The sequence below is a fragment of the Microbacterium sp. AZCO genome (assembly GCF_039614715.1).
Classification (GTDB): domain Bacteria; phylum Actinomycetota; class Actinomycetes; order Actinomycetales; family Microbacteriaceae; genus Microbacterium.
Genome location: NZ_CP154857.1, coordinates 2257721 through 2280543 on the forward strand (window position 1 = coordinate 2257721; position 22823 = coordinate 2280543).

Consider the following 22823-nt stretch of genomic DNA (forward strand, 5'->3'; position numbering starts at 1 on the left):
CCGGGCGCCCGGCATCCCTCATCCGCAGCGCAGCCCGTCCTGCGGCACGGTTCCCTTGAGCAGATACGCCTCTACAGCTGAGTCCACACACGAGTTGCCCTTGTTGTAGCCCGTGTGGCCTTCGCCGACGCGGGTGATGAGCACTCCCGACGACAGCTGGTCGGCAAGAGAGACGGCCCACTCGTACGGCGTCGCCGGATCGTTGGTCGTGCCGATCACGACGATCGGCGCGGCGCCGTCGGCCGTGATCGCCTCGCGGACACCGGTCGGCGGGTACGGCCAGACCTCGCACGGGTCCGGGCCGAACCAGTACGGCGCCACGGTGGGAGCCTTCTGGTCGAGCTCGGCCTGCGCCGCGGCGAGGTCGGCGGCAGACGTGTCGACCGGATAGTCCATGCAGTTGTAGGCGCGGAACGCCTCGGTCGAGTTGTCGGTGTAGGTGCCGGCCTCACGGCCGTAGTAGAAGTCGGCGAGCTGGAAGGCGACGTCGGGGTTGCCCTGCAGGGCGTCGGAGAGCGCCGTCGTGAGGTATGGCCAGCTGTCCTCCGAGTACAGCGCCGCGACGATCGCGGTCATGAGCGTATCCGACCCGAGCTTGCGCCCATCCGATCCGGGCAGCGGCGAGCGGTCGACGCTGGCGAGCAGCGTGCCGAGGTCCTCCATCCCCTCGTCGACCGTGCCGCTGAAGGGGCAGTTGTCGCCCTTGAGGCAGGAGGCCATGTAGGCGCGGAGGGCGTTCTCGAACCCGATGCCCTGCGTGAGGTTGACCTGGAGGCCCGAGACGGAGGGATCGATCGCGCCGTCGAGCACGAGCCGGCCGACCCGCTCGGGATAGAGCTTCGCGTAGGTCGAGCCGAGGAACGTGCCGTAGGAGTAGCCCAGGTAGTTGAGCTTCTTGTCGCCCAGCACGGCCCGCATGAGGTCCATGTCGCGCGCCGCGTTCTCGGTGGTGATGTAAGGCAGGATGCCGTCGCTGTTCGCGTCGCACGCCTTCGCGAATCCGCTGTGCCGCTCGAGGAGCTCCTTGCTCCAGGCATCCGACCCGCGCGGGGTCTTCGGCACGTCGAAGAGGTAGGCGTCCATCTGCGACGCGTCGTAGCAGCTGACCGCTGTCGACTCGCCGACGCCGCGCGGGTCGAAGCCGATCACGTCGTAGGACTGCTGCAGTGGCTGACCGACGGCGTAGTCGAGCGAGTCGCGGATCAGCCCGATGCCGCTCGCCCCCGGGCCGCCGGGGTTCGTCAGCAGCGAGCCGATCGCCTCGCCCCCGGTTGCCCGGTGGCGGATGAGGGAGAGGTGGATCTCACCCTTGGACGGGTCGTTCCAGTCGAGCGGCGCCGTGACGGTCGTGCAGTCGAACCCCGTCTCGCACGCCTTCCAGTCGAGCGACTGCGAGTAGTACGGCAGCAGCTCGGCTGCCACGCCGTCGACGTCGGGCGCCGCGCTCGCGGTGGACACCGGCGCGCTCGTGTCGGGGATGAGCTGATAAAGGCACCCAGAGAGGAGGAGGGATGCCGTGACGAGCGCAGCGGCGACGGCTGCGACGCGTCGGCGGCGCCGCGAGGGGTTCGGGTTCACGGTGTCCTTCCGCTCGCGACGGTCACGAGCATGCTCTCGAGCGCGAGCGTCGGCGCGACGTTCTGCTCCAGGTTGCGGCGGGTCTCGGCGATGCGGTCGAGTACGGTCAGGGTCCGCTCGGGAGTCCAGGCCTGAGCGACGGCCCGCAGGTCGGAATCGAGCTCGACGTTGATGAGGTCGTCGCCGCGGCCGAACTGCAGCACGACGATGTCGCGGAACATCGACTGCAGGTCGGTGAGCACGCGGTCGATGCCGTCCCGCAGGCTGCGAGTCGCGCGTCGCTTCTGGTCGTCCTCCAGGGCCGAGAGCTGCGCGCGGACGGCCGGCGGGACGGCTGCGCCCTCGGCGATGCCGAGGGTGCGCAGCAGCGTGGATCGCTCCGCTTCGTCGCGCTCCGCCGTCAGCGCCTTGGCGTCGTCGGTCGCGACCTGCACGATGGTGCCCGCCACCTCGACCGCATCGCCCACGCCGCGGACGCGGAGCACGGCCCGAAGCGTCTCGTCGCGTCGCGCGCGGGCCGCGGCATCCGTCGCCAGCCGCTGGGCCATGCCGATGTGCCGCTGCGCGTGACGCGCGGACTGCTCAGCGATCCCCTCGTCGACACCCGTGCGCTGCACGATGAGGCGCGCGACGTCGGCGATCTCGGGGTCGCGCAGGCGGAGCGTGCGCACGCGCGAGCGGATCGTGGGCAGGAGGTCCGCCTCGCTCGGCGCGCACAGCACCCAGACGGTGCGCTCGGGCGGCTCTTCGAGCGCCTTGAGCAGCACATTCGAGGTGCGCTCGGCCATGCGGTCGGCATCCTCCATCACGATGACGCGGTACCGGCCCAGCGAAGGCGCGAAGTACGACCGCTCGACCAGCGACCGGGCGTCTTTGATCGAGATGATGACGCCCTCCGTACGCAGCGCGGTGAGGTCGGGATGCGTGCCGGCGAGCACCTGGCGCATCGCCGGCTCGTCGCCCGGCTCGGCGATGAGCGCCGCAGCGAAGGCGTGCGCGAGCGTCGATCGACCCGATCCGGGCGGACCCGTGATGAGCCACGCGTGAGTCAGCGAGGCGGGGTCGGATGCCGCCGCGCGCAGCGCCGCGACCGCGTCCTCCTGGCCCCACACGTCGCTCCAGGGCAGAGCGGCGACCTCCGCCGTGGCATCCATGCGACCAGCCTAATCCGGTGTTCCGACGCCGCTCCCGGCGCCCCTGGGGGTCGCCAGCAGCGGCTCGAGCCGCGCACGGATGTCGGCGGCGAGCTCTTCGGCGGGGCGCGCTGCGTCGAGCACGAGGAACCGGTCGGGCTCGTCGCGCGCGATCTGGAGGAAGTGCTCGCGAACGCGCACGTGGAAGTCCTCCCGCTCCGCTTCGAGCCGGTCGAACGGCTTGTCGTCGGCGTCGAGGCGGCGCCGCGCCGCGCGCGGGTCGAGGTCGAGCAGCACCGTCAGATCGGGGAGCAGCCCGGCGGCGGCCCACAGCGACAGTTCGCGGATCTCGGCGGCGTCGAGCTGCCGCCCCTCCCCCTGGTAGGCGACCGAGGAGTCGAGGTAGCGATCCTGGATGACGACCTCGTCGCGCGCGAGCGCCGGCCGGACGACGGTCGCGATGTGGTGGGCGCGATCGGCCGCGTAGAGCAGCGCCTCGGCGCGCGGCGCGATATCGCCGCGGTGGTGCAGCACGATGTCGCGCACGAGCACGCCGACCTCCGTGCCGCCCGGCTCCCGCGTGCGCACGACCGTGCGGCCGAGTCCCGTGAGCCACTCCTCGAGGAGCGCCGCCTGCGTCGTCTTCCCGACCCCGTCGCCGCCCTCGAGCGTGACGAAGACGCCGGCGCCTTCGCGACGGCCGGTCGGGGCCGCCGGAACCGTCACTTCTTGGCCGCGGTCTTGCTCGTCGTGCGCCGGGTCGTCGTGCGCTTGGGCGCGGGACCCTTCGCCCGCTTGTCGGCGAGCATCTGCACGGCGATCTCGAAGGTGATGTCGTCGGGCGTCTGACCTCTCGGGATCGTGACGTTGGTCACCCCGTCGGTCACGTACGCGCCGAAGCGGCCGTCCTTGATCTTGATGGGCTTCTCACTCACCGGGTCGGCGTCGAACTCCTTCAGCGCGCTCGACGCGCCGCGAGCGCCGTACTTCGGCTGGGCGTAGACGGCGAGCGCCTCGTCGAGCGTGATGTCGAAGAGCTGCTGCTCGCTCTGCAGGGTGCGGGAGTCGGTGCCCTTCTTGAGGTACGGCCCGTAGCGTCCGTTCTGCGCCGTGATGACGTTGCCCGATTCGGGGTCGGTGCCCACGACGCGCGGGAGCGAGAGCAGCTTCAGCGCTGTCTCGAGGTCGATCGTGTCGACCGACATCGACTTGAACAGCGACGCAGTGCGGGGCTTGGGTGCTGCCTCCTTCTTGGCGGCGCGCTTCTTCGGAGCCGGCTCGGCGACCTCGCCCGTCGATTCGTCGACGGCCTCGGGATCGACCGGGTCGTTCTCCTGCACGTACGGCCCGAAGCGCCCGTCCTTCACGACAATGAGCTTGCCGTTCTCGGGGTTCTCCCCCAGGACGCGGTCGCCCGCGACCGGGGCGTCGATGAGCTCCTGCGCCTTCTCGGCCGTGAGTTCGTCGGGCGCGAGGTCCTCCGGGATGTTCACGCGGCGCGGCTCGGCCTCGGGCTTCGCGGGGTCGACGACCTCGAGGTACGCGCCGTACTTGCCGAAGCGGAGGGTTGCGGCATCCGTGATCCGCGTCGCGTTGAGCTCGCGAGCGTCGATCTCGCCGAGGTTCTCGACGATGTTGCGCAGGCCCACCTGCCCGTCGGAGCCGAAGTAGAAGTCGTGCAGCCACGATCCGCGCTGCTGCTCGCCGCGGGCGATCGCGTCGAGGTCGTCCTCGAGCGCGGCCGTGAAGTCGTAGTCCACGAGGTCGGCGAAGTGCTGCTCGAGGAGCCGCACGACGCTGAAGGCCAACCAGCTCGGGACGAGCGCCTGGCCGCGCTTGCTGACGTAGCCGCGGTCGAGGATGACGTCGATGATGCTCGCGAACGTCGAAGGGCGTCCGATGCCCTTCTCCTCGAGCGCCTTGACGAGGCTGGCCTCGGTGTAGCGGGGCTTCGGGCTCGTCGAGTGTCCCTTGGGCTCGACGTCCTTCAGGCGCAGCACGTCGCCGATCGCCATGACGGGCAGCGACTGGTCGTCGGCCTTGTCGGCGTCGCCGCGCTTCTCGTCGTGTCCTTCCTCATAGGCCTCGAGGAAGCCCTTGAAGGTGTACACCGTTCCGGATGCCGTGAACTCGGCGCGCTTGCCGTCCGCCGTCACCTCGAGGGTCACGGTCGTCGTCTCGTACTTCGCGTCGCTCATCTGGCTCGCGACCGTACGCTTCCAGATCAGGTCGTACATGCGCAGCTCGTCGCGGTCGAGCTCGGCGGAGATCGACGACGGCGTGCGGAAGTCCTCGCCCGACGGACGGATGGCCTCGTGGGCCTCCTGGGCGTTCTTGGCGTTGTTGCGGTACACCCGCGCGTTGAGGGGGACGGCCTTCTCGCCGTACAGCGACACCGCCTGCGCTCGCGCCGCTTCGACCGCCTGCTTCGAGAGCGCGGTCGAGTCGGTGCGCATATAAGTGATGTACCCCTTCTCGTAGAGACGCTGCGCCACGCTCATCGCGTGCTTCGCGCTCATCGAGAGCTTGCGGCCCGCCTCCTGCTGGAGGGTCGAGGTCGTGAAGGGCGCGCGCGGGCTGCGGGTGCCCGGCTTGGATTCGAGATTGGTGACGGATGCCTCACCCGCCGCCTCGATCGCCTCGGCGAGGGCGCGCGCGGCGGCCTCGTCGAGCACGAGGACGGCCTTCTTGAGCGAACCTGTGTCATCGAAGTCGGTGCCGCGCGCAAGCGCCGCACCGTCCACACGGGCGAGTCGCGTCGTGAAGGACGCGGCGTCCGATCCCTGCGCCTGTCGAAGGGCCGCGACCGCCTCGACATCCCAGTACGAGGCCGAGACGAACGCCATGCGCTCCCGCTCGCGGTCGACGACGAGCCGCGTCGCGGCGGACTGCACGCGGCCCGCACTCAGTGCCGCACCTTCTCGGCCGCTGCCGACCTTGCGCCAGAGCACCGGCGAGACATCCCACCCGTAGAGGCGGTCGAGCACCCGGCGCGTCTCCTGGGCGTCGACGAGGGCGAGGTCGAGTTCGCGCGTGTTCTCGGCGGCCGCCTTGATGGCGTCCTTCGTGATCTCGTGGAAGACCATGCGCTTGACGGGGACCTTGGGCTGGAGGACCTCGAGGAGGTGCCACGCGATGGCTTCGCCTTCGCGGTCTTCATCGGTGGCGAGCAGGACTTCGTCGGCGCTCTTCAGCGCACGCTTGAGGTCGGCGACCGTCTTGGTCTTGCGATCGTTGACGACGTAATAGGGGTCGAAGTCGTTCTCGACGTCGATCGAGTACTTGCCGTACGCCTTCTTCTTGTCGTCCGGGATCTCCTTCTTGCTCGCAAGATCGCGGATATGCCCGACCGAGCTGAGCACCTCGTAATCATCGCCGAGGTACCCCTGGATCGACTTCATCTTCGTGGGGGACTCGACGATCACGAGCTTCTTGCCTTGTGCCAACGCAGGTCGTCCTTTCTTCGAAGCACACCATACACACCGCAACCACAGGTGGTCGCTGTGAGGATGCCCAGGCGGAACGGTCCGCGAGGGCTCCGGTATTCCCGTCAGGGCGGTGGACCGGCCCGAGCCGTAGCCGCGGCCACGAGCCGCCCGAAGCCCGTCGACACGCTCACCGTCGCGATGAGCTCGTCGACCTCGCAGGCGACGACGCGGGCTCCCGAGGCCGCAGCGACCTCGGACGCGCGCTCGCACGGAACCCCCTGGACGGCTCCGGATGCGGCGTCCGCGGCGGCGAGCGCGGCGGCGTCCGCGGCCCCGGCGAGACGTTGGCTCGCAACGGCCGCACCCGTCGCGGCGCCGCACGCGACGACGAGCGCGGCGGCGCACGCCACGATGCCGGCAGCGAGGGCAGAGCCCGGCATCAGGGTTCTCGCCCCAGGCGGTGGTCCGGCATCAGAGTCGTCCCCCTCAGAACGGAGCCGGTCATCAGAGTCCTCCCGCGAGCGCGCACGATCGCGCTGTGAGCGTGATCGCGACGACGCCGGCCGGGGCCGAGGCGGTCACGCAGACCAGCTCGCCCGTACGATCCACGGCGGCGGATGCCCCCGCCACGGCGCGGGCCACCACGGCGGCGGCCGCGGACTCGGGTTCGTCGCGCGCGATGAGGCGCGCCGCGTCGGCTGCGGCATCCTGCAACCGCACGTGCCGCGCCCCCGCGGCGAGCGCTCCCCCGCCCAGGAGCAGGACGAGCGCGACGGCGGGGAGCGCGACCGCGAACTCGGCGACGACCGACCCGCGATCGTCGCCGAGCCGCAGCCGGCTCATGCCACCGTGAGGGCGCGGCGCACGAGGTCGGTCAGGATGCCGCGCACCTCGTCCGAGCGCATGATGACGACGAGCAGTCCGGCGAATGCGACGGCCGCCATGGGCCGACTTTGCGGAGTTACTCGCCGCAGGACGTGCCACGAGGTGCCGTCCGGAGGAGCCGCCAGGAGTGCGACCGTCCGACTCCGGGTTGTCCGGACCGGAACCGCCACCGGAACCGCCGCCCGCCGTGCCGCCGTCCTCACCGAACGACAGCCGCGGGTCGATGGAGCCGGACACGACGAGGCGCTCCGGGCGTGCCACACGGTCCCTGCCGGACACGATCTCGCCGCCCATCGTCACGCGGATGTCGAGGATCTCGCACACCTCGCGTCGCGCCTCTGGCGGCATCGTCGCGAGCCTGCCGCGCGCCCGCTCCGCCAGCGCGGCGAGGTCACTGATCTGCTGGGCCTTCGCGGTCGCCTGCGCCCGGAACGCGTCATAAGCGGCCCGTCGCTCGCGCAGGGTGGCGAGCTCCCGGCCGATGTCGGCCAGCGCCGCACGGAGCAGGTCCGGCGTGTCCGACAGGAGCAGCTCGCGCGCCGCGTTCGCCTGTCCGCGCTCCAACTCCTTGATGCGCTTGTCGATCCCGGCGACCACCTCAGCGCCGCCGTCGCCGTCCTCGTCCGGAAGCTCCAGCCACGCCCGCGCCGCCGCCTCCAGTCGCTTCGAGTCCGACAGGAACGACGACACCACCGACCAGACGCGCTCGTCCAGATCCTGCACCTGCACCTGCTTGCAGCCGCACTTGTCGCCGCCGTGGCGGTTGCCCGTGCACCGGTACGTGTCGAACGGCTTGTCCTTGAGCGAGACACCGTAGTACGCCTTGCCGCACGCGCCGACGATCCGCATGGTTAGCATCTGGGAGCGCGCCGCCGCCGGGTTGAACTGCTCCCGGCGGGCGAGGGCCCGGCGCACCGCCTGATACTGCGCCTTCGACAGCGGAGGCTCAGGCAGGGCCAGCTCGATCGGCTCGCCGTAGACGGGCTTGCCCTCCCAGTCCAGCTTCGTCTTGTGCGAGCGGGCGTACTTGCCTGACTGGTTCGGCGCGCCCCACGTGACCTTGCCGGACCACATCACGTCGTTGCCCAGTATCTGTCGGATGACCTCCTTGCTCCACGGCGTCGCCGCAGGTTCCGGCTCACCCAGGCGCTCCGCGCGCTTGCGGTCGCGGATCGTGCTGCGGGTCGGCACCGCCAGCGCGTTGAGGTGGTCGGCGATCTTGCCGGGGTTCCAGCGCTTGCGCACCAGCAGGTCGACCATCAGGTCGAAGGTCTCACGCTCGGCTTCGTCGGCGACCACCCGCGCGGGCTTGTGCCCTTCGAGACGCCACGTGTACGGCGGCGTGCCGCCAGGCCAGTGCCCCTGGTGGCCACGCGCGCGCTGACCGCGCACCGTACGCTCGCGGATCTTCCGGCGCTCCTCCTGGGCCCACAGCATCCGCAGGCCGGTGAGGAACTCCTCGTCCTCCGCGGCGGCGTTGGTCGCGGGGTTCTTCGCGTCGTGCAGGGCAATCCCAAGGGCTCGCAGGTCACGGGTCGCGCCGATCCCGAGCAGGATGTCGCGGGTGAACCGGTCGAGGTCGAACACGAACACGGCGTCGAACTGCCGGTCCCTGGCGGCACGGAGCAGGCGCACCCACTCGGGGCGGGCGGCATCCGCGCCGGATTCGCCGCGCTCGATGAACTCGCCGACGTTCTCCCAGCCGCGGCGTTCGATCTCGGCGAGGCACCATGCCTTCTGGGTCTCAAGCGAGGTGCCGTCTTCGACCTGGCCCGCCGTGCTGACGCGCAGGTAATAGACCGCCCGGGTGGCGGTGGCTGGCTTGCGTGGTGCGCTCATCGTGTCCCTCCGTTCCGCAGGGCGTACGCCTCGCGGCGGTACGTGTTGAGGCAGCCACGGCAATACGCCTGCCGGGCGGTGCCGCCCCTCTCGCGGAGGGCGAAGTCTTCGACGGGCTTGTGCTGTTCGCAGTGAGGGCAGAACTTCGTCTGGGTGTCGGTCATGGTCACGGGGTCACCTCCGACATCGGGGCGTCGTACCAGCGCGGGTGAACCTGACGCCACTGGTCCTCGCCGGGGATCAACCCGAGGGTCGAGCCGTCGTCCCAGGCGACGTGGACGGTCCCGGCGTCGTCCACGGACTCGATGACGCCCGTGGCGTTCAGCCCGAGGTGGGTGTGGGGGTCCGAGGTCGACACGAGCGCGATGTGTGCGCCGACGTCGGTCGGGTTGAGATCAGCCGCCGCCTGCTTGGCGAGGATGCGCTGGCCGATCTCGGCCGCGATCTCGGCGGAACGTGCCTGGTCGTCAGTCACTTCTCGCCGCCCTTCGTCGTGGCGGTCGCCGCGATGCGCTCGGCGGCACGCGTGAACTTCGCCCGGAGCGGGTCGGACGGGAGAGCCTTCGCGATGCTGGCGATCTCCCGCTTCGTGATGGGCTTGCCGTCCGCGATGTCGTTGTGCAGGTAGCCCAGCAGCGTGGACACGTGGCGCGCGTCGTGGCCGGGCTTGTACATCGCCTTCGAGGTGATGGGGAGGCCGCACTCGCAGGCGCAGCCGTGCGCGGTCGGGTTGTCGGTGGGGGGTGCCTTCTTCGTGGTCATGGCGGGGTATCCAATCCGTGTCTGATCTGGGCTTTCTGCCCTTGATTTCCATGAAAACATATCGAGATATATCGCGTCTATTCCGGCCTCGGCGTGGTGTGAGCGAAGCCCGGTGCCGGCGCGCGGAGATGTCCGGGCGGGACGCAGCGACGGCACCGGGCGGTCCATGGGCTACTGCGCGTCCTCACGGATCGCGCGGAACCGCGCAACGCGCACGCGGGCGTCGAGGTACGCCAGCCACGCCTCAACCACGGCGTCGCGCCGCTGGCGGCACTGTGCCTCCCAGGCGTCTCGGCTACCGTCCGGGGACTGGTCCGGCCCCGGGTGTGCCGCGAGGTCCTCGTAGGCGTCCAGGGCTCTCTTGTAGTCGTGGCGTGCGCGGCGGAGGCCCCGCCGCGCCTGCTGCTCGATCTCGTTCATCGTGCGCCTCCTCAGTGGCGTTCTCGGTTGGATCTGATGTCCGCCCCGCATCCCGGGCAGAGGAGCAGCTCGACGCACACGACGCACATCTCGGCGTCGGCGTACTCCTCGGGCCGCAGGTAGCGCTCGCGGCTGATGTCCGCACCGCAGTAGGCCGTGTTCGGGTCGCCGCAGACGCAACGCTCGCGCGTGAAATGCGTCAGGCTCTCCTCCGGCGGCGGCTCCGTCACGTGCTCGGCCGGCTGGTCCTTGATCTCATTCATGGTTCGCCTCCTCAGGCGTCGTGGTGGGTGTTGCGCGGTCGGATGCTGGGACGAGCCGCAGCTGCTCTGCCGGGAGCTGGCGGAAGCGTCGGCGAGCGGCCACCGCGTGCGCGTGGCACAGGCCGTTCCTGACCGCCGAACGGCCACAGGCCGCAACCCAGCAGCCGGGGGCGGACGAGTGCACCCGCGAAGCGCCGTGCACCTCGTCCTCGTTCTCGGCGACCCACGCGGCCAGCGACATCCCTCGCCGGCGAGCGCGACCCCGCAGGGTGTCGTAGTGCTCGCGGCAGAGTCCGAGGCTGAACGCCGAGTGATCGCAGACGGCCACGACGCACGGCCGGTCGGCACCTCGGACGGCGGGCCACGCCCGCACCTCAGCCACATGGACCTGCAACCAGCCGGGGATCGTGAACTGAGGAATCTTGGTGTGGTTCATGCCGATGCCTCCTTCGAGGTCAGGTCTCGCGGGCGCGCGAGGTCGAGCCGAAACGTGCCGTGTTTGCCGTGGGGGCGGCTCGGAGCCTCCTCGACCTGCTGCCCCCGATGGGGGGACTGGGGGGACGCGTGTCCCCCCATGGGGTCGCACTCGGCAGATTGACTAGTTGTCAAGGCGATCTCTCTCCCGCGTCGTGACGGTGTTGTGTTGTGTCGAAGTTGCTTTTCAGGTACCCCTATAGGGCTGTGTGAGTGTGTAGATGGGGGGACGTGTCCCCCCTGTCCCCCTGTCGCGTTCACTTCGCACCTCCGAGGCGGTAGCGGGTGCCGCCGTGCGCGGCCTCCTCGGGGACCACGCGACCGAGCCGCACGAGCAGATCGAGAACCCCGTCGAAGAACGGCTTGTCGCGGCTGGCGAGCTTCCGCTTGAGGACGCCCTGCGCCAGCGGTCCGGCGGCGAGGTGCTTCTCGACCAGACCGGAGATTCGGTGCGTGCGAGCCCGTTCGGCCTCGGCCTGTGCGGCGTCGTCCTGCGCGGCTCGCAGCTGGCCCCGCTTCGCCGCCTCGGCACGCTGCGACTTCTCCACCTCGGACTGCATCCAGTCGCGGGTTCGATCAGACACCTGCATCACGACCCCCGCGAGCAGCCAGTCCTCATCGTTCATCTCGGCGCGGCCGTCGATCAGCGCCAGCCCGTAGGCGAACTTGAGGCGGGCGAGTAGCGCGTGGCCGTCCAGCGACGTGGCCCCGCTGCCGACCATCTCGATGCGGGTCTGGATGATCAGGTCGCGCGCTACATCCGGCACGGTCAGCTCGACCTTCGGTTCGAGGTACTCGTCCTCGAAGCGCCACGGCAGACCGATCTCGATCTCGCCCGGCCACGGAGGGATGTCCTGCGCGTTGCTCACGTCCAGTCCGCCGAAGCCGGGGATCCAGATGAACCGCTGAGGCGTCCCGCCGTCCGCGTCGCCGAACAGCGACGCCGCGCGGCCCGGCTGCGCCAACACCACCAGGCACATCCGGTACGAATGCGGCTCGAGGATGACCTTCTTCGTCGGGTCGCCGTAGCCGAACCCGAGCCGGCCACCGGTCCAGCCCGCCCGCAGCGACCCCATCAGCGTGGAGCCCTGTCTGCTGCTCAGCGCGGTGAGGTTGTCGATCTCCGAGACCGTGAACAGGACGTTGGTGTAATCCATCACCAGGTTGCCGTTGCGGTCGCGGTGCGCGTACGCCCTCGTGAGGCCCTCTCCTGAACCGAGCGCATCCTCCTGCACCTGCGTATCCGCCTGGATCACCAGAAGGTCACGGGCGACGTCTCCGGAGGCGTCCTTGCCGCCACCGGACGGCGCGACGACGCACGTGAAGGTGTTCAGCGACGCTCGACCGCCGATGATCGGCGGCAGGTACACGTACGGCGGCACGGCGGCAAGCGCCCGGACCACCGAGCCGACCAGCACAGCCCACGGCGAGACGAGACGTGCGCGTGCCGCCTGGCGGATGTGGCCCAGGACCGGCCGCGCCGCCCAGAACTGCTCCGTGCCGGCGAGGATGTCGCGCACGTTCGTGGCCGGATCCAGGGTCGACTCATCCAGCGTGGCCGGGGGCACGTCGTCCCACGAGTGCAGCGGACCCTCACCGGGGTGGTTCGTCCGGTCGGTCTTCCACACCGAGTCGGTCACCTTCGCGATGTCCTCGTAGTCGGGATCCACGAGAGCAGCCGCGCGCTTGACCTCCGAGGCGTATGTCTCGAAGTCGCCACGGTGACGCGCGGCCAAGTGACCCGCGACGGCCGTGAGCCAGTCGTTCGTCAGCTCCTGCCCGCGCACAGGCGGTGCCGCGAGCAGCTCGGACAGCGACGGCTTCGCCGGGCGAGCTCCGCCACCGTGCGCGACCGGTGGCGTCGTGAGGAACCGGACGAGCCAGTCCGGCATGTCGGCTGCGGGCATGTCCTCGTCTTCGGCTTCGTACACAACCCCGGTCGCGTGCACCGACCCAGCGGCGACCACGTATCCGCCAGCGCCGCGCACGTCGATGTCGTAGCCCGCGGCCTTGAACGGGTTGTAGTTGGTGATCCGCACGCCGTCCGGGACTGCGAAGTAGTAGTGGTGCCCTCGGCCGGTGCGGACTCGGTACGTCTCGGGCATCTCGACGCCGTTGTCCCGGCAGAACCGTTCGACCTCGCCGGGCATGTCTTCGTCGAGGACGCCGACCCCGGAGGGCCCGCAGGCCACCGCGAGGTTGTAGCCGCGCTTGCGCCAGCTGCTCACCTTGGCCGCGCTGTCGGTGGCGTCGGTCTGCCATGCGCCGATCGGGTGCTTACCGCGCTCGATCTTGCCGTGGGCGTTGGGCCGGTCGCAGAGCGCCCGGTCGTAGTCCTTCGGGTGCGCGCCGAGGCACTCTGGCGCTGCTGGGTTGTCCAGCGGCACCAGGTGGAAGCGCTCCGGCGGAAGCGGGGGCGCGGCCTTCTGTCCGACCTTCGGCATCAGGCGTCACCGCCGACCGCGGGCGCGTCCGACCCGAAGAGGAGAGCGAGCAGGCGCTCGAACTGATCGTCCGGTAGCGGTGAGGTGGTGAAGTGAACGTGACTTGCGGCACGCATGGTGGACTCCGTGTCCACCGGTGCCTATTTGTCGTCAGGACCGCCCGAAGGTCTTACGTCCCTAAGCCACGCTTCGCGCTACTCGGTGATTCCCATGAGGCCCAGGTGTCGGCTCGTCAGCGGTCCGTTCCCGTCACCTCCGTTTCAGGTGACTCAGGTTCGCGTGCGGCTCGTTGTTGCCCGCACTTCCAGGTTCGGTGCGTCGTCCGACTATGGCGTCGGTCCTCGGTGTTCAGTTTCGATCTACCAAGAATCCAAGCACAATGCAGTATTTGGGCGCAAGGCGACACGCCAACCTTGACTCGCAGTCACGCTCGCTGAGCAGATTGCTCAACGCGGCCATTCCGTGCTCCGCGACCCCGCTGGTAGAATCGAGGCGCGGTGGTTCGCCCCGTTCAGTCGATCTCGACTCGGCCCCTGCTCCGGCGGGGGCCTTGTCGTGTCGCCCGTCGCGTGCTCGGTCGGACGCCCGCACGGCCGGGGAACCGGGTAGGGTCGAAGGTCCGCCGTAGCCTCGGCGAGTCTCCCGGAGAGCCGCGTGTCGGTGGCTCAAACTAAAGTCCAGAGCCGTGTCCAAGGAAGTGGTGAACTCGTGACCGTGAAGGCCGATTCGGTGGCACCCGTTGCCCCCCTCGGGGCAGAGGACTCGGGCGAGAAGCTGCGTGTCGCGAGCTTCTTCGCCGGCATCGGGGGCTTCGATCTCGGGTTTGAGAACGCTGGCATGGAGACCGTCTGGCAGTGCGAGAAGAAGGACTTCTGCCTCGACATCCTGGCCAAGCATTGGCCGAACGTTCCGCGCATGGAAGACATTACGGAGGTAAAGCCGGATGACATCCCGGAAGCCGACATCTGGGTCGGAGGATTCCCCTGCCAAGACGTCAGCCTCGCTCGAATGGGTCCCCGGAGTGGGCTCCGAGGCAAGCAGTCAGGACTCTTCTACGACTTTGCCAAGCTCATTGAAGCGCGTCGCCCCGAAGTTGTCGTCCTCGAAAACGTTGCGGCACTCCTCTCTTCCCACGATGGACGAGATTTCGCAATCATCCTTCGGACGCTGGCCGACATCGGGTATGGCGTCGCATGGCGAGTTCTTGACAGTCGATACTTCGGCGTCCCCCAAAGCCGAACTCGAGTCTTCATTGTCGGATCTCTTAGAGGAGCAGACGCCGCCGGATCGATACTTTTTGAGTCCGAACGCGGCGACCGGGATTCTGAGAAGAGCCGATCGAATGGGGCGAAACCTGTTTCCCCCTTTGCGATCAGCGTTGGAGATCCTCAGCGGGGGTTCGTCAAGAAGCTCGCACACTGCCTCTACGCCGAGTCAGCCCGACACACCGGAACCGACTGGTCGCGAAACTACGTCTCCTACCCGGACGGACGAGTCCGCCGCCTGACGCCGCTGGAGACCGAGCGACTCCAGGGCTTCCCCGACGACTGGACCATGCCGGTCAAGGAGATTGCCAACGTCAACACCCTGGATTCTGCGCGCTACCACGCGTGCGGCAATGCGGTGTCCGTGCCTGTGGTCGAGTGGATCGGTCAGCGGATCGTCGAGCAGCTGGGCGAGCAGCTCATCGAGGCGCGTTACGCCGCGAACTCAATGGCCAAGTCGGCGTAGAGCCGGTCCAGGTAGGTCCGGCTCGGCCACAGCGCCGGGTCGCTCGGGAACCACTCGGGGCGAAGTGTCTGTTTATGCATCCCGAGCTTCGCAAGTGTGTCAGCCGAGAAGTTGTCTACGGCGAGCTGGGTAAAGCGCAACGTCGGAATGTCACGCCGGCTTCCCTCGTAGTACGGGAGCAGGAGCGCCGCGTCGAACGCCCAGTGGTGAAGCTTGCAGAGGCTGATCCCATTCGGCACCACGTCAAGGTCGTACTTGCTCCACGCCAAAATGTGCGCGGCATCAACCCCTGAGCGCACCGAGGCCACACCGCCGTAAACAGCTCCGCAGAACGCACACCGGTTGCCATAGGCGGCGCGAATCTCGGTGCTGAACTTGCGGCCGGACGCCCCGCGAATCTTCGCCAAGCGGTATTCATGGGCGGACCGCGCGCTCACGACCGGCTCTTCCTCGCCGATCTCGTCGGGCGGTGGAAGTGACGGACCAGGAAGCGGCACGATCCCCAATAGCGCCTCTAGCCCGGGGAGAGGGTCCGTGTCTGCTACCCAGCCGGCGATAGCCCCGGCGAGTGCTCTTTCGAGGTTCCGAACGATGGAGCCGAGGCGGGCGTCGACAGGATCGCCGCTCGCCATGAACGTCCGGTGCTGAACTACGAGCGAGCGCACGTTGGTGGGCAAGAGGTCAAGGCTCGCGTAGACGGCTTCGATACGTGCCCAGCGGTGCCGAATGCCGACCGTTTCCTTATCCGTCTGGTTATCGAGGTCTACGAACACGGGGTCGATCGTGACAACATCGTTGATCCCGGTGAACTCGGTGTCGGGGCCGAACCCCAGCCGCGTGAGGACGTAGCCCTTGTGGCGCGCGACGGGTAAGCCGCTGAGTGTGCCGTCGTAGTTCCGTCGCGGCTCCGGGAGCATCAGCATCGACGCAGCTTGACGGCCGATCTGGAACGCTTGCGACCGGAGTGAGCGGAGACGCGGCTTGCCGCTGTCACCGGGATCGAGCCACAGGTCGGTCTCACGAACGATGCCGTCTGGCCACCGCAGCTGGAAGGTCCAGCTTTCGAGGTCCATCGCCGACAGACCGGTGTGGCTCCCGACCACCTCATACTCTCCGCGACCGCCGGAGCGCCGAAAGCCGATGTGCACGAATGCTCCTCATGACTGCCTGCTACTTCGATGAGCATATGGGCATCGCAGATACTCGCCTCTCAACGCGCCGATCTACGATCGAACGGTGGCGGAGTCCTGGGCTTCAACCCCTCACACTCGTCGGTCGATGCAAGGCAATCGGTCGAAGAACACCGGGCCGGAACTGGCGGTGCGGTCGCTGCTTCACGCCCGTGGCCTGCGGTACCGCACACATTTACGGCCGGAGCCGGCCCTCAGGCGGACAGCCGACGTTGTGTTCACTCGGCGCAAGGTCGCCGTGTTCATCGACGGGTGTTATTGGCACGGGTGCCCTGAGCACTTCGTCATGCCGAAGTCCAACCTGGAATACTGGCCAGCGAAGATCGAGCGTAACCGGGAGCGGGACCGCGACACCGATGCGGCGCTACGCGCGGCGGGTTGGACGGTTCTCCGCTACTGGGAGCACGAGCCACCCGCCGTCGTCGCAGACGACATCGAGAAGGTCGTGCACGGCGGGCAACCGTTCAGGGTGCGTTGACTCGACTGCGAAACCCGGCGTCAGCCGCGCTTGTGCTGCGGTGGGTCCTGGTTCTCGCGCAGTTCGAGGAACACCGCCTCGACGTCCGGGCGAGACGGTGCCGGCGGCGGGGGCGGGGGCGTCGCGGGGGTGTTGCTGTCGTTAGAACTCACTGGTTCTCCTTCGGTGCGAGGTCGGCCGAACCGAACAGCGCATTGAATACCATCTCAACGTCGGGCCGCGCCGGGGCAGACGGTGCCGACTGGGCGGGCGGTGGCGTGTTGGCGTCACTCATCCCTTGTCCCTCGGCTTGCCGTGTTCGGTCGCCATGACCTCCTTGAACACCACCTCAACGTCGGGTCGGGACGGTGCCGGCTCTGGTGCCGGGTTCTCGCTGTCTGCCACCACTACCTCCTACGGTGCTACTACTGCGCTGATAACGACAACGAAGAGGGCGCTCGTCATGGCAGCGATGAGCAGCACAAAGCCCCAGCTCGTCAAACCGGCCTTCCGCTCGTTCTGCGTGTTCCGGTTCTCGACCTCTTTGGACTTCACCTCAAGGATGTGGTCTTCGAGATCTTCCGGCGACATGTCGGCATCCACCCACATCTTCACCATGTCTGGCCCGGAGGGCACGCGCAGGCGGCGTGGCCACAGAACCACCGCCGCGACCACCACGGTCGCGAGTGTTAGAACCAGCGGGATAACGCCCATGAACCACGTGTCGTCGCTGACGAGCTCGGAGCCGGTCACGCCCGCCAGGAAACCGGCGGCGACGACGAGAAATGAAGCCTTGGTGTCGGTGGTGCGCGTCCGCTCGACCGCTGCGCTCCGCGACTCGTCGAGCTCCGCGCTCAATAGGCGGACTCGCTCGACCCGGCCGCTGACGCGCGCCGAATCCGCAAGTGCCTCTGTCACGCGATCAGGATAGACCGCACTTCGGACATACCCACTTGGCCTCGCCCGGGGGCGTCTGCATTGCCTGCATGCGGTGGAGGCAGCGCGGGCAGTTCGGGGTGTCGAGAATGCGCTCGCGGTCGCGTCGGCGCTCCCGCTGCTGCTCCAAGTCATCCACGCTGGGACTCTACGCCCGGGAACACGCGTCCTCGGCCCTCCGTGACGTCTCCCGCGACCTCGGAGACGCCCCGGCCCCCGTCGTAGGGGTGATGGGGGCCGAGGTCGCGGGAGAGGCAGGAAGCGTCAGGCGGCATCCGCGAACTCGTCGTCGTCACGAACGCCCGGCGCGTGGTCGAACGCCGGAGCCACACTCACCTGGTGCCGCCAGAATCGCCGGGTCGAGTACACGGCATATCGCCAGGCGTCGAGCTCGTCGTCGTCCTCCTTGATCGGCTCATCGACGCCGCGAGCAGCCGCCTTCGGGTCCCAGAGGTAGCCCGGCACATGCTCGATGAGCGCCGGGCAGGCATCGGAGACCGCGATCCGATCCACCGCCATGAGCGCATTCAAGGTCTGGATGCCGCCGTCCTTCGCGTTATGAGCGGCCCAGGTTGTCAGGCCGTCCTCGAACAGCTGACTCCGGAAGTGCTTAGCCGCCGGATCCACGAACACCCACTCGGGCTTGCCGAACTCGCGCTCGACCTGCGCCAGCCATGAGCGGAAGCGTGCCGACTGGCGAGCCGGCGACATGTCCTGCTCGGGGGCGAACTCGGCCACTGTGTACAGCACCCGAGGGATGTCGGCTGCGTCTAGGTCAGGGGTCGGCTTGATGCGCCAATCCGGGCCCATCCCGACCGCATAGGCGCGTGTCGGGTGCTGGGTGCCGAAGTCCACCGCTACGCCGATTACGCAGTCGAGCGGGGGCACGTCTTCCGCCTTCACGACGTGGCGCGCCTCGTCCCACTCCTCGAAGACCGCCCCTTCGGCCTGCACCCATTCGCCGTTGAGGAACCTCCGACGCCAAAGTCCCGTGTACTCGCGATCCAGCTGCGCGACATACGTCGGATTCGACTTCATCAGCCACTCGTTGTCCGGGAGCATGAAGTGGAACCTCTTGTAACCCAGTTCCGCGACGCGCTTGATGATCATCCGGTGCGCCCAGTGGTGCGGCCCGTCCGGGTTCGTGGTGGCGAGGATGCGCGCCCCGGGGGGCGACATGCGGCCGAGCAGCTGCGTCCAGAATGTCTCGCTGATCAGCGTCAACTCATCCACGTAGGCGAGAGCGACCGTCAGGCCACGGAGCACCATCTCCGAGCGCACATCCGACGCCCCGAGGATGTGCACCGTCCGGCCGAAGACACGAGCAGTCGACGCGCCCGGTGTGTACTGGACGGACGCCGCGAACTCCCCGAAGATCGACGGGTCCATCAAGACGTCGAATACGTTGCGCGCGATGCTGTCGCGCGTCCGACCCACCACGACGACCGCGCCGCCGGGTGGCGGATCCGCCGCCGCCATGAGGAACGCGAACAGCGACGCGATGGTCTTGCCCGAACGGATCGCGCCGTCCCAGATACATACCTTCGCGGTCTCGCCGTGCGAGTTCGGCGTGAACGCACGGCCGATGGACTCGCGCTGTGCCGGCGACAGGTCGAGGGGTGCACCGGTCATTCCGTCACCAGCCCCTCGCGTGCGCCGTTCTCGCCCACGGCGCCGGTCAGGGCCACGATCAGGTTCCCCATGACCGACTTGGCGCGCTCCGCGCCGCCGTCGCCCGTCTGATCGGTCTTGGTCACCTTGTCGTAAGCGCGAATGGCGGCATCGCCGCCCTGCATGTAGTACGCGAAGTCACGCGCACTTTCGGCGACGGCGGCACGCTCCGCGGCACGCTCGGCTTGGTCGAGCAGCTTCTCGGCGATCGCGTCGCGGCGGTTCTTTGCGTACTGCGAGCGATAGCCGCGTGCACGAGCTGCGGACTCGGGAGTGCCGGACGAACCCTGGTTGACCCGCCCCCACTCCACGCCGGGGGTGTCGCTGACGATTCGCCGAACTGTGTTGGTGTGTAGTCCCGTGGCCTCGGCGGTCTCGCGGATCGACTTGCCCTGGCGGGCAAGCGCGACCACGCGTTCCTCCACCTCGGCGGGGGTCCGGTTGTGACTACGCTTGCCCGCCACGACTCACCGTCCGTTCGTCCGTGCGAGGCGGTCCAGGCGGACCACCTCCTGGTCGACCTTGTAGCTGTCGATGAACTCGTCCGACTGGGTGATCGACGCGGCACCGGTCGGGTCGACCCGGTACAGCTCGCTCATCGCCGGGATCGACACCGCGCCCTCGAGTGCCTCCGAGAGCACCCGACGCCACGCAAGTGCCAGCTGGTCGCCCTCCTCGGCGCGGATGACGCCCGCGGCTCCGGCGTGCCCGAGCTCCGCCAGGCGTCCGATCGCGAGATCCTGGATCTCCCGGATGAACGCGTCCGGGTTGATCGACTGGATCGCCTCGGGGAGCAGCTCGACGTTTGCCACGATCGCGATGAGGCGCTGCTCCGACGCCGACAGGATCACCTGCTCGATGGAGCGGCCCCCTGCGATCAGCTGACGCGCGACGTCCCACTCGCGACCCTGCACGGCCACCTCGTCGGCGTTGGTCGGCTGGAACGACGCGGCCAGGCGCTGGCGCGCGTTCGGCGTCGCCTCGGCCACCTGCCCGGTGCCGGGGATCGACACCGCCGGGGGGAGCTTCGCGAGCAGCGCCTTGCGGGCCTCCTCGATCAGCTCGATGCGCCGGTTGGTGGTCGCCGTGTTCGTGAACCGCGGGTCCGCGAACTTGAGCGCCTCCGCGAGCGAGCGACGGTAGGTGTCGTACGCCTCGACGTACAGCCCCGTGCTGTTCTGGGTGATTGACATTGGATTCTCCAATCTGGGCGGGGCTCTCGGCCCCTGGGTGACCCGGCGACCCTTCGCCGCCGGGGGTCTGTTAGGCGGCGAGAGGGTCGGCCTCGCGGGCCTCGTGAACCTCGAACGCGAACGCGGGCAGGGCCGGGAAACTTGGCATAGTCGGGGCATCGTCGCGATGGCGTACTCGGCGGTCGCGGCGCCGGTCTCGTCGGCGAAGAGCCGCGAGGCGCGGCGGCGGGTGAGGCGTGGGATCGACATGATGTCTCCTTGTCTTCGTGGTTTCTCGGCGGTGGGCACGGTCGGGGTCAGAGGGAGAGCGACATCGTCGACATCACGCTCAGGAGCATCGGCGCGACGCCGAGCAGCAGGAAGGCGGGCAACGTGCAGACGCCGAGCGGAAGAAGCAGCCGGGAGGCGAGCTTCGCGGCACGCAGGCGTCCCTCCACGCGCGCCCGGTTGCGGGCGAGCGAAGCGGAGGCCCGGAGCAGCTCCACGGCGGGCACGCCCGCGCGGCGAGACAGCTCGAGCACGCGCTCCACCTCCTCGTCGGGCGCGGCGCCCGATGCCCGGACGACGACGTCGCGCGCACGGTCGAGCGAGACGCCGCCCGACAGCGCGATCGCGAGGAGCTCCGCGGACAGGCCCGGGATGCCCGGAGCGGGCTGCGCCCGCCGGACCAGTGCAGCCGTCCAGCGGTGGGCGCCGACGATGAGCGCGGCACCTGCGACGAGGCAGGCGATGCCGAGCGGATTGAGGACGAGCGTCGTCAGGGTGTCGAAGCCGAGCGCCGCCCCCAGCGCGACGGCGACGAGCGGGAGCCACGCCATGAGCCGCGCGGTGCCGGCCGGCTCGGCGAGCGCGACGCGCACATCGTCGGCGGCTTCCTGCGCGTCGCGCAGAGCTGCCGAGACGCCGCGAAGGGTGTCGGCCAGCGGCGCCCCGACCGTGGCCGCGATCGACCACGCCGACGCGACCTCTCGCCAAGGCCCGCCCTGCGCGGAGATCGCCGTGGTCAGGTCGGCGCCGCCGTCGACCTCGGCACCGACGCGCGCCGCCACCGGGTCTCCGCTGTCGGCGGCGAGCGCCCACGCGCGCATCGGCGCGAGGCCCGCCTGAAGCAGCACGGCGAGCCGCAGAACGCCGGCCGCGGCATCCTCGTCCGGGACGGTCCGGCGGCGACGGAGCGTCATGGCGCCTCCTCGATCCTCAGGCGGCCGTCGTCATCGAGGGCCGGACGGCCGAGGGCCATCAGGCGACGCGCCCCATCGCGGTCGCGCGAGACGTGCAGCACCAGGCCGATCGCGCTGACCACCTGTCGGGCGAGGGCGCGATCGTCGAGGCCGGCAAGCGCCCCCAGGGCTTCCAGCCGAGCGGCGACCTCGTGCAGTCCGTTGGCGTGCAGAGTGCCCGCGCCTCCGTCGTGGCCGGTGTTGAGGGCGGCGAGCAGCTCGCGCACTTCCGCGCCGCGACACTCCCCCACGACGAGTCGATCGGGTCGCATGCGGAGCGCCTCGCGGACGAGCCGCGCGAGGTCGATACCGCCGACCCCCTCGAGATTGGGCTGCCGTGCTTCGAGCCGCACGTGGTGGGGGTGAGCGATGCGGAGCTCGGCGACATCCTCGATCGTCACGATCCTGTCGGCCGGGTCCGACCGCCCCAGGAGCGCCGCGAGGAGCGTCGTCTTGCCCGCGCCGGCGGCACCCGTGACGAGCAGGTTCTCGCGTCGGGCGACCGCGTCGTCGAGCCGCACGCGGGTTGCGGCGTCGAACATCCCCTGCGACTGCAGCTCGTCGAGCGTCGGGACGCCGAACCTCGGCACCCGTATCGAGATGACCGTCCCCTCCGGTGAGACGGGCGGAAGGACCGCGTGCACGCGAATGCCGCCGTCGAGTCGCACGTCGACCGCCGGCGAGGCGTCGTCGAGGTGCCGGTCGCCCAGCCCGATGAGCGCGACCGCGAGCTCCCGCACGTCATCCTCCGTCGCCCGCCAGCCTGTGACGGGCTGCGCGCCGGTTCCCCGATCGACGAACAGTCCCCGCGCTCCGTTGACGAAGAGGTCGGTCACGTCGGGATCGTCGAGGAACGGAGCGAGCGGCTCGAGCACGGCGTGCCGCGGCGTCGGGGCGGCCGGCGGCTCCTGAACGGGATGCCGCCGCCCGGGATCGACGCGCTGCTCGCCCTTCTCCGCGCCGTCGACGACGGAAGCGGCGAGCGGCTCCGGGCTCGGCACCCAGGCCAGGGCCCGTCCCGATATCGTCGGCGCACCCGCTTCGGTCACCGGCTCGGTGAGAGGCGAGCTGCGCGGACGGACGTCCGCACCCTCGTCACGAGTTCCACCGGGTTCTCTCGCTCCCCGCGCACCCCCGTGTCCGCCCGCATCACGCGGCTGGACGACGAACGCATCGGGCATGCCACGACGCTAGAAGCG

Annotated in this window: 22 protein-coding genes and 3 pseudogenes; 2 read left to right on the forward strand and 23 right to left on the reverse strand. The window is 69.3% G+C overall.

Annotated features, from left to right (window positions below):
• Positions 1 to 18: 18 nt before the first annotated feature.
• The 14 genes and pseudogenes from AAIB33_RS10530 to AAIB33_RS10595 form a co-directional block, all read right to left on the reverse strand.
• Positions 19 to 1578, reverse strand: a complete 1560-nt coding sequence (locus tag AAIB33_RS10530; protein WP_345799918.1) for an alpha/beta hydrolase — start codon at positions 1576 to 1578, stop codon at positions 19 to 21.
• Positions 1575 to 2732, reverse strand: a complete 1158-nt coding sequence (locus AAIB33_RS10535) for a DNA polymerase III subunit delta' (RefSeq protein ID WP_345799919.1) — start codon at positions 2730 to 2732, stop codon at positions 1575 to 1577. The genes AAIB33_RS10530 and AAIB33_RS10535 overlap by 4 nt, the downstream gene beginning before the upstream one ends.
• A gap of 9 nt (positions 2733 to 2741) precedes the next feature.
• A complete protein-coding gene (gene tmk, locus AAIB33_RS10540; RefSeq protein WP_345799920.1) occupies positions 2742 to 3437 on the reverse strand; it encodes a dTMP kinase in 696 nt (231 codons plus the stop codon).
• Positions 3437 to 6157, reverse strand: a pseudogene (gene topA, locus AAIB33_RS10545) (type I DNA topoisomerase); the annotation flags it as partial. The gene tmk and the pseudogene topA, both read right to left, overlap by 1 nt.
• A 104-nt stretch (positions 6158 to 6261) precedes the next feature.
• Positions 6262 to 6579, reverse strand: a complete 318-nt coding sequence (locus AAIB33_RS10550; RefSeq protein WP_345799921.1) for an Rv3654c family TadE-like protein — start codon at positions 6577 to 6579, stop codon at positions 6262 to 6264.
• A 64-nt stretch (positions 6580 to 6643) separates the two neighbouring features.
• Positions 6644 to 6982 (reverse strand): TadE family type IV pilus minor pilin, encoded by a 339-nt coding sequence (locus tag AAIB33_RS10555; RefSeq protein ID WP_345803419.1) that lies wholly within the window; start codon positions 6980 to 6982, stop codon positions 6644 to 6646.
• Positions 6979 to 7083 (reverse strand): annotated as a pseudogene (locus AAIB33_RS10560) (DUF4244 domain-containing protein); the annotation flags it as partial. The pseudogene AAIB33_RS10560 and the gene AAIB33_RS10555, both read right to left, overlap by 4 nt.
• Positions 7034 to 8863 (reverse strand): annotated as a pseudogene (locus AAIB33_RS10565) (recombinase family protein); the annotation flags it as partial. The pseudogenes AAIB33_RS10565 and AAIB33_RS10560, both read right to left, overlap by 50 nt.
• Positions 8864 to 9029: 166 nt before the next feature.
• The gene (locus tag AAIB33_RS10570; protein ID WP_345799922.1) at positions 9030 to 9338 is read right to left on the reverse strand and encodes a DUF4314 domain-containing protein; all 309 of its coding nucleotides are present in this window, start codon (positions 9336 to 9338) and stop codon (positions 9030 to 9032) included.
• The gene (locus AAIB33_RS10575) at positions 9335 to 9625 is read right to left on the reverse strand and encodes a hypothetical protein (protein ID WP_345799923.1); all 291 of its coding nucleotides are present in this window, start codon (positions 9623 to 9625) and stop codon (positions 9335 to 9337) included. The genes AAIB33_RS10570 and AAIB33_RS10575 overlap by 4 nt, the downstream gene beginning before the upstream one ends.
• Before the next feature lie 171 nt (positions 9626 to 9796).
• Positions 9797 to 10045 (reverse strand): hypothetical protein, encoded by a 249-nt coding sequence (locus tag AAIB33_RS10580; RefSeq protein ID WP_345799924.1) that lies wholly within the window; start codon positions 10043 to 10045, stop codon positions 9797 to 9799.
• A gap of 11 nt (positions 10046 to 10056) precedes the next feature.
• Positions 10057 to 10308, reverse strand: a complete 252-nt coding sequence (locus tag AAIB33_RS10585; RefSeq protein ID WP_345799925.1) for a hypothetical protein — start codon at positions 10306 to 10308, stop codon at positions 10057 to 10059.
• A complete protein-coding gene (locus AAIB33_RS10590) occupies positions 10301 to 10744 on the reverse strand; it encodes a hypothetical protein (RefSeq protein WP_345799926.1) in 444 nt (147 codons plus the stop codon). The genes AAIB33_RS10585 and AAIB33_RS10590 overlap by 8 nt, the downstream gene beginning before the upstream one ends.
• A 295-nt stretch (positions 10745 to 11039) precedes the next feature.
• Positions 11040 to 13226 carry a bifunctional DNA primase/polymerase gene (locus tag AAIB33_RS10595; RefSeq protein ID WP_345799927.1) on the reverse strand — a complete coding sequence of 729 codons (2187 nt, stop codon included), beginning with the start codon at positions 13224 to 13226 and terminating at the stop codon, positions 11040 to 11042.
• 708 nt (positions 13227 to 13934) lie between these two features.
• On the opposite strand from AAIB33_RS10595, the gene dcm reads away from it, so the two are divergent.
• Positions 13935 to 14957: a DNA (cytosine-5-)-methyltransferase gene (dcm, locus tag AAIB33_RS10600; protein ID WP_345799928.1), complete on the forward strand. Its 1023-nt coding sequence runs from the start codon at positions 13935 to 13937 to the stop codon at positions 14955 to 14957.
• Here the strand turns inward: dcm and AAIB33_RS10605 are convergent.
• Entirely contained in the window at positions 14924 to 16105 is a 1182-nt protein-coding gene (locus AAIB33_RS10605) for an HNH endonuclease (protein WP_345799929.1), read from the reverse strand. The genes dcm and AAIB33_RS10605 overlap by 34 nt on opposite strands.
• A gap of 88 nt (positions 16106 to 16193) precedes the next feature.
• On the opposite strand from AAIB33_RS10605, the gene AAIB33_RS10610 reads away from it, so the two are divergent.
• The gene (locus AAIB33_RS10610; protein WP_345799930.1) at positions 16194 to 16625 is read left to right on the forward strand and encodes a very short patch repair endonuclease; all 432 of its coding nucleotides are present in this window, start codon (positions 16194 to 16196) and stop codon (positions 16623 to 16625) included.
• A 20-nt stretch (positions 16626 to 16645) separates the two neighbouring features.
• Here the strand turns inward: AAIB33_RS10610 and AAIB33_RS10615 are convergent, their stop codons facing one another.
• From AAIB33_RS10615 to AAIB33_RS10650, 8 genes are all read right to left on the reverse strand, one after another.
• The gene (locus tag AAIB33_RS10615; protein WP_345799931.1) at positions 16646 to 16777 is read right to left on the reverse strand and encodes a hypothetical protein; all 132 of its coding nucleotides are present in this window, start codon (positions 16775 to 16777) and stop codon (positions 16646 to 16648) included.
• Positions 16774 to 16899, reverse strand: a complete 126-nt coding sequence (locus AAIB33_RS10620) for a hypothetical protein (RefSeq protein WP_345799932.1) — start codon at positions 16897 to 16899, stop codon at positions 16774 to 16776. Before AAIB33_RS10620 ends, AAIB33_RS10615 begins: the two co-directional genes overlap by 4 nt.
• A gap of 119 nt (positions 16900 to 17018) precedes the next feature.
• Positions 17019 to 17522, reverse strand: coding sequence for a hypothetical protein (locus AAIB33_RS10625; protein WP_345799933.1), 504 nt, complete (start codon positions 17520 to 17522; stop codon positions 17019 to 17021).
• Between the two features lie 282 nt (positions 17523 to 17804).
• Positions 17805 to 19172, reverse strand: coding sequence for a terminase family protein (locus AAIB33_RS10630; protein WP_345799934.1), 1368 nt, complete (start codon positions 19170 to 19172; stop codon positions 17805 to 17807).
• Complete coding sequence (locus AAIB33_RS10635; RefSeq protein WP_345799935.1) at positions 19169 to 19675, reverse strand: helix-turn-helix domain-containing protein; 507 nt, start codon at positions 19673 to 19675, stop codon at positions 19169 to 19171. Before AAIB33_RS10635 ends, AAIB33_RS10630 begins: the two co-directional genes overlap by 4 nt.
• A gap of 3 nt (positions 19676 to 19678) precedes the next feature.
• On the reverse strand, positions 19679 to 20404 hold the full coding sequence (locus AAIB33_RS10640; protein WP_345799936.1) for a hypothetical protein: 726 nt from the start codon (positions 20402 to 20404) through the stop codon (positions 19679 to 19681).
• Positions 20405 to 20700: 296 nt separating this feature from the next.
• Positions 20701 to 21585, reverse strand: coding sequence for a type II secretion system F family protein (locus AAIB33_RS10645; protein ID WP_345799937.1), 885 nt, complete (start codon positions 21583 to 21585; stop codon positions 20701 to 20703).
• Positions 21582 to 22805, reverse strand: a complete 1224-nt coding sequence (locus tag AAIB33_RS10650) for a TadA family conjugal transfer-associated ATPase (RefSeq protein ID WP_345799938.1) — start codon at positions 22803 to 22805, stop codon at positions 21582 to 21584. The genes AAIB33_RS10645 and AAIB33_RS10650 overlap by 4 nt, the downstream gene beginning before the upstream one ends.
• Positions 22806 to 22823 lie beyond the last annotated feature (18 nt).

Coding starts and splice junctions, on each gene's coding strand:
- AAIB33_RS10585 (WP_345799925.1), bottom strand. CDS start 10,308: ATGAATGAGATCAAGGACCAGCCGGCCGAGCACGTGACGGAGCCGCCG.
- AAIB33_RS10595 (WP_345799927.1), bottom strand. CDS start 13,226: ATGCCGAAGGTCGGACAGAAGGCCGCGCCCCCGCTTCCGCCGGAGCGC.
- AAIB33_RS10550 (WP_345799921.1), bottom strand. CDS start 6,579: ATGCCGGGCTCTGCCCTCGCTGCCGGCATCGTGGCGTGCGCCGCCGCG.
- AAIB33_RS10620 (WP_345799932.1), bottom strand. CDS start 16,899: ATGAGTGACGCCAACACGCCACCGCCCGCCCAGTCGGCACCGTCTGCC.
- AAIB33_RS10640 (WP_345799936.1), bottom strand. CDS start 20,404: ATGTCAATCACCCAGAACAGCACGGGGCTGTACGTCGAGGCGTACGAC.
- AAIB33_RS10575 (WP_345799923.1), bottom strand. CDS start 9,625: ATGACCACGAAGAAGGCACCCCCCACCGACAACCCGACCGCGCACGGC.
- AAIB33_RS10645 (WP_345799937.1), bottom strand. CDS start 21,585: ATGACGCTCCGTCGCCGCCGGACCGTCCCGGACGAGGATGCCGCGGCC.
- AAIB33_RS10630 (WP_345799934.1), bottom strand. CDS start 19,172: ATGACCGGTGCACCCCTCGACCTGTCGCCGGCACAGCGCGAGTCCATC.
- AAIB33_RS10650 (WP_345799938.1), bottom strand. CDS start 22,805: ATGCCCGATGCGTTCGTCGTCCAGCCGCGTGATGCGGGCGGACACGGG.
- AAIB33_RS10590 (WP_345799926.1), bottom strand. CDS start 10,744: ATGAACCACACCAAGATTCCTCAGTTCACGATCCCCGGCTGGTTGCAG.
- AAIB33_RS10555 (WP_345803419.1), bottom strand. CDS start 6,982: ATGAGCCGGCTGCGGCTCGGCGACGATCGCGGGTCGGTCGTCGCCGAG.
- AAIB33_RS10580 (WP_345799924.1), bottom strand. CDS start 10,045: ATGAACGAGATCGAGCAGCAGGCGCGGCGGGGCCTCCGCCGCGCACGC.
- AAIB33_RS10535 (WP_345799919.1), bottom strand. CDS start 2,732: ATGGATGCCACGGCGGAGGTCGCCGCTCTGCCCTGGAGCGACGTGTGG.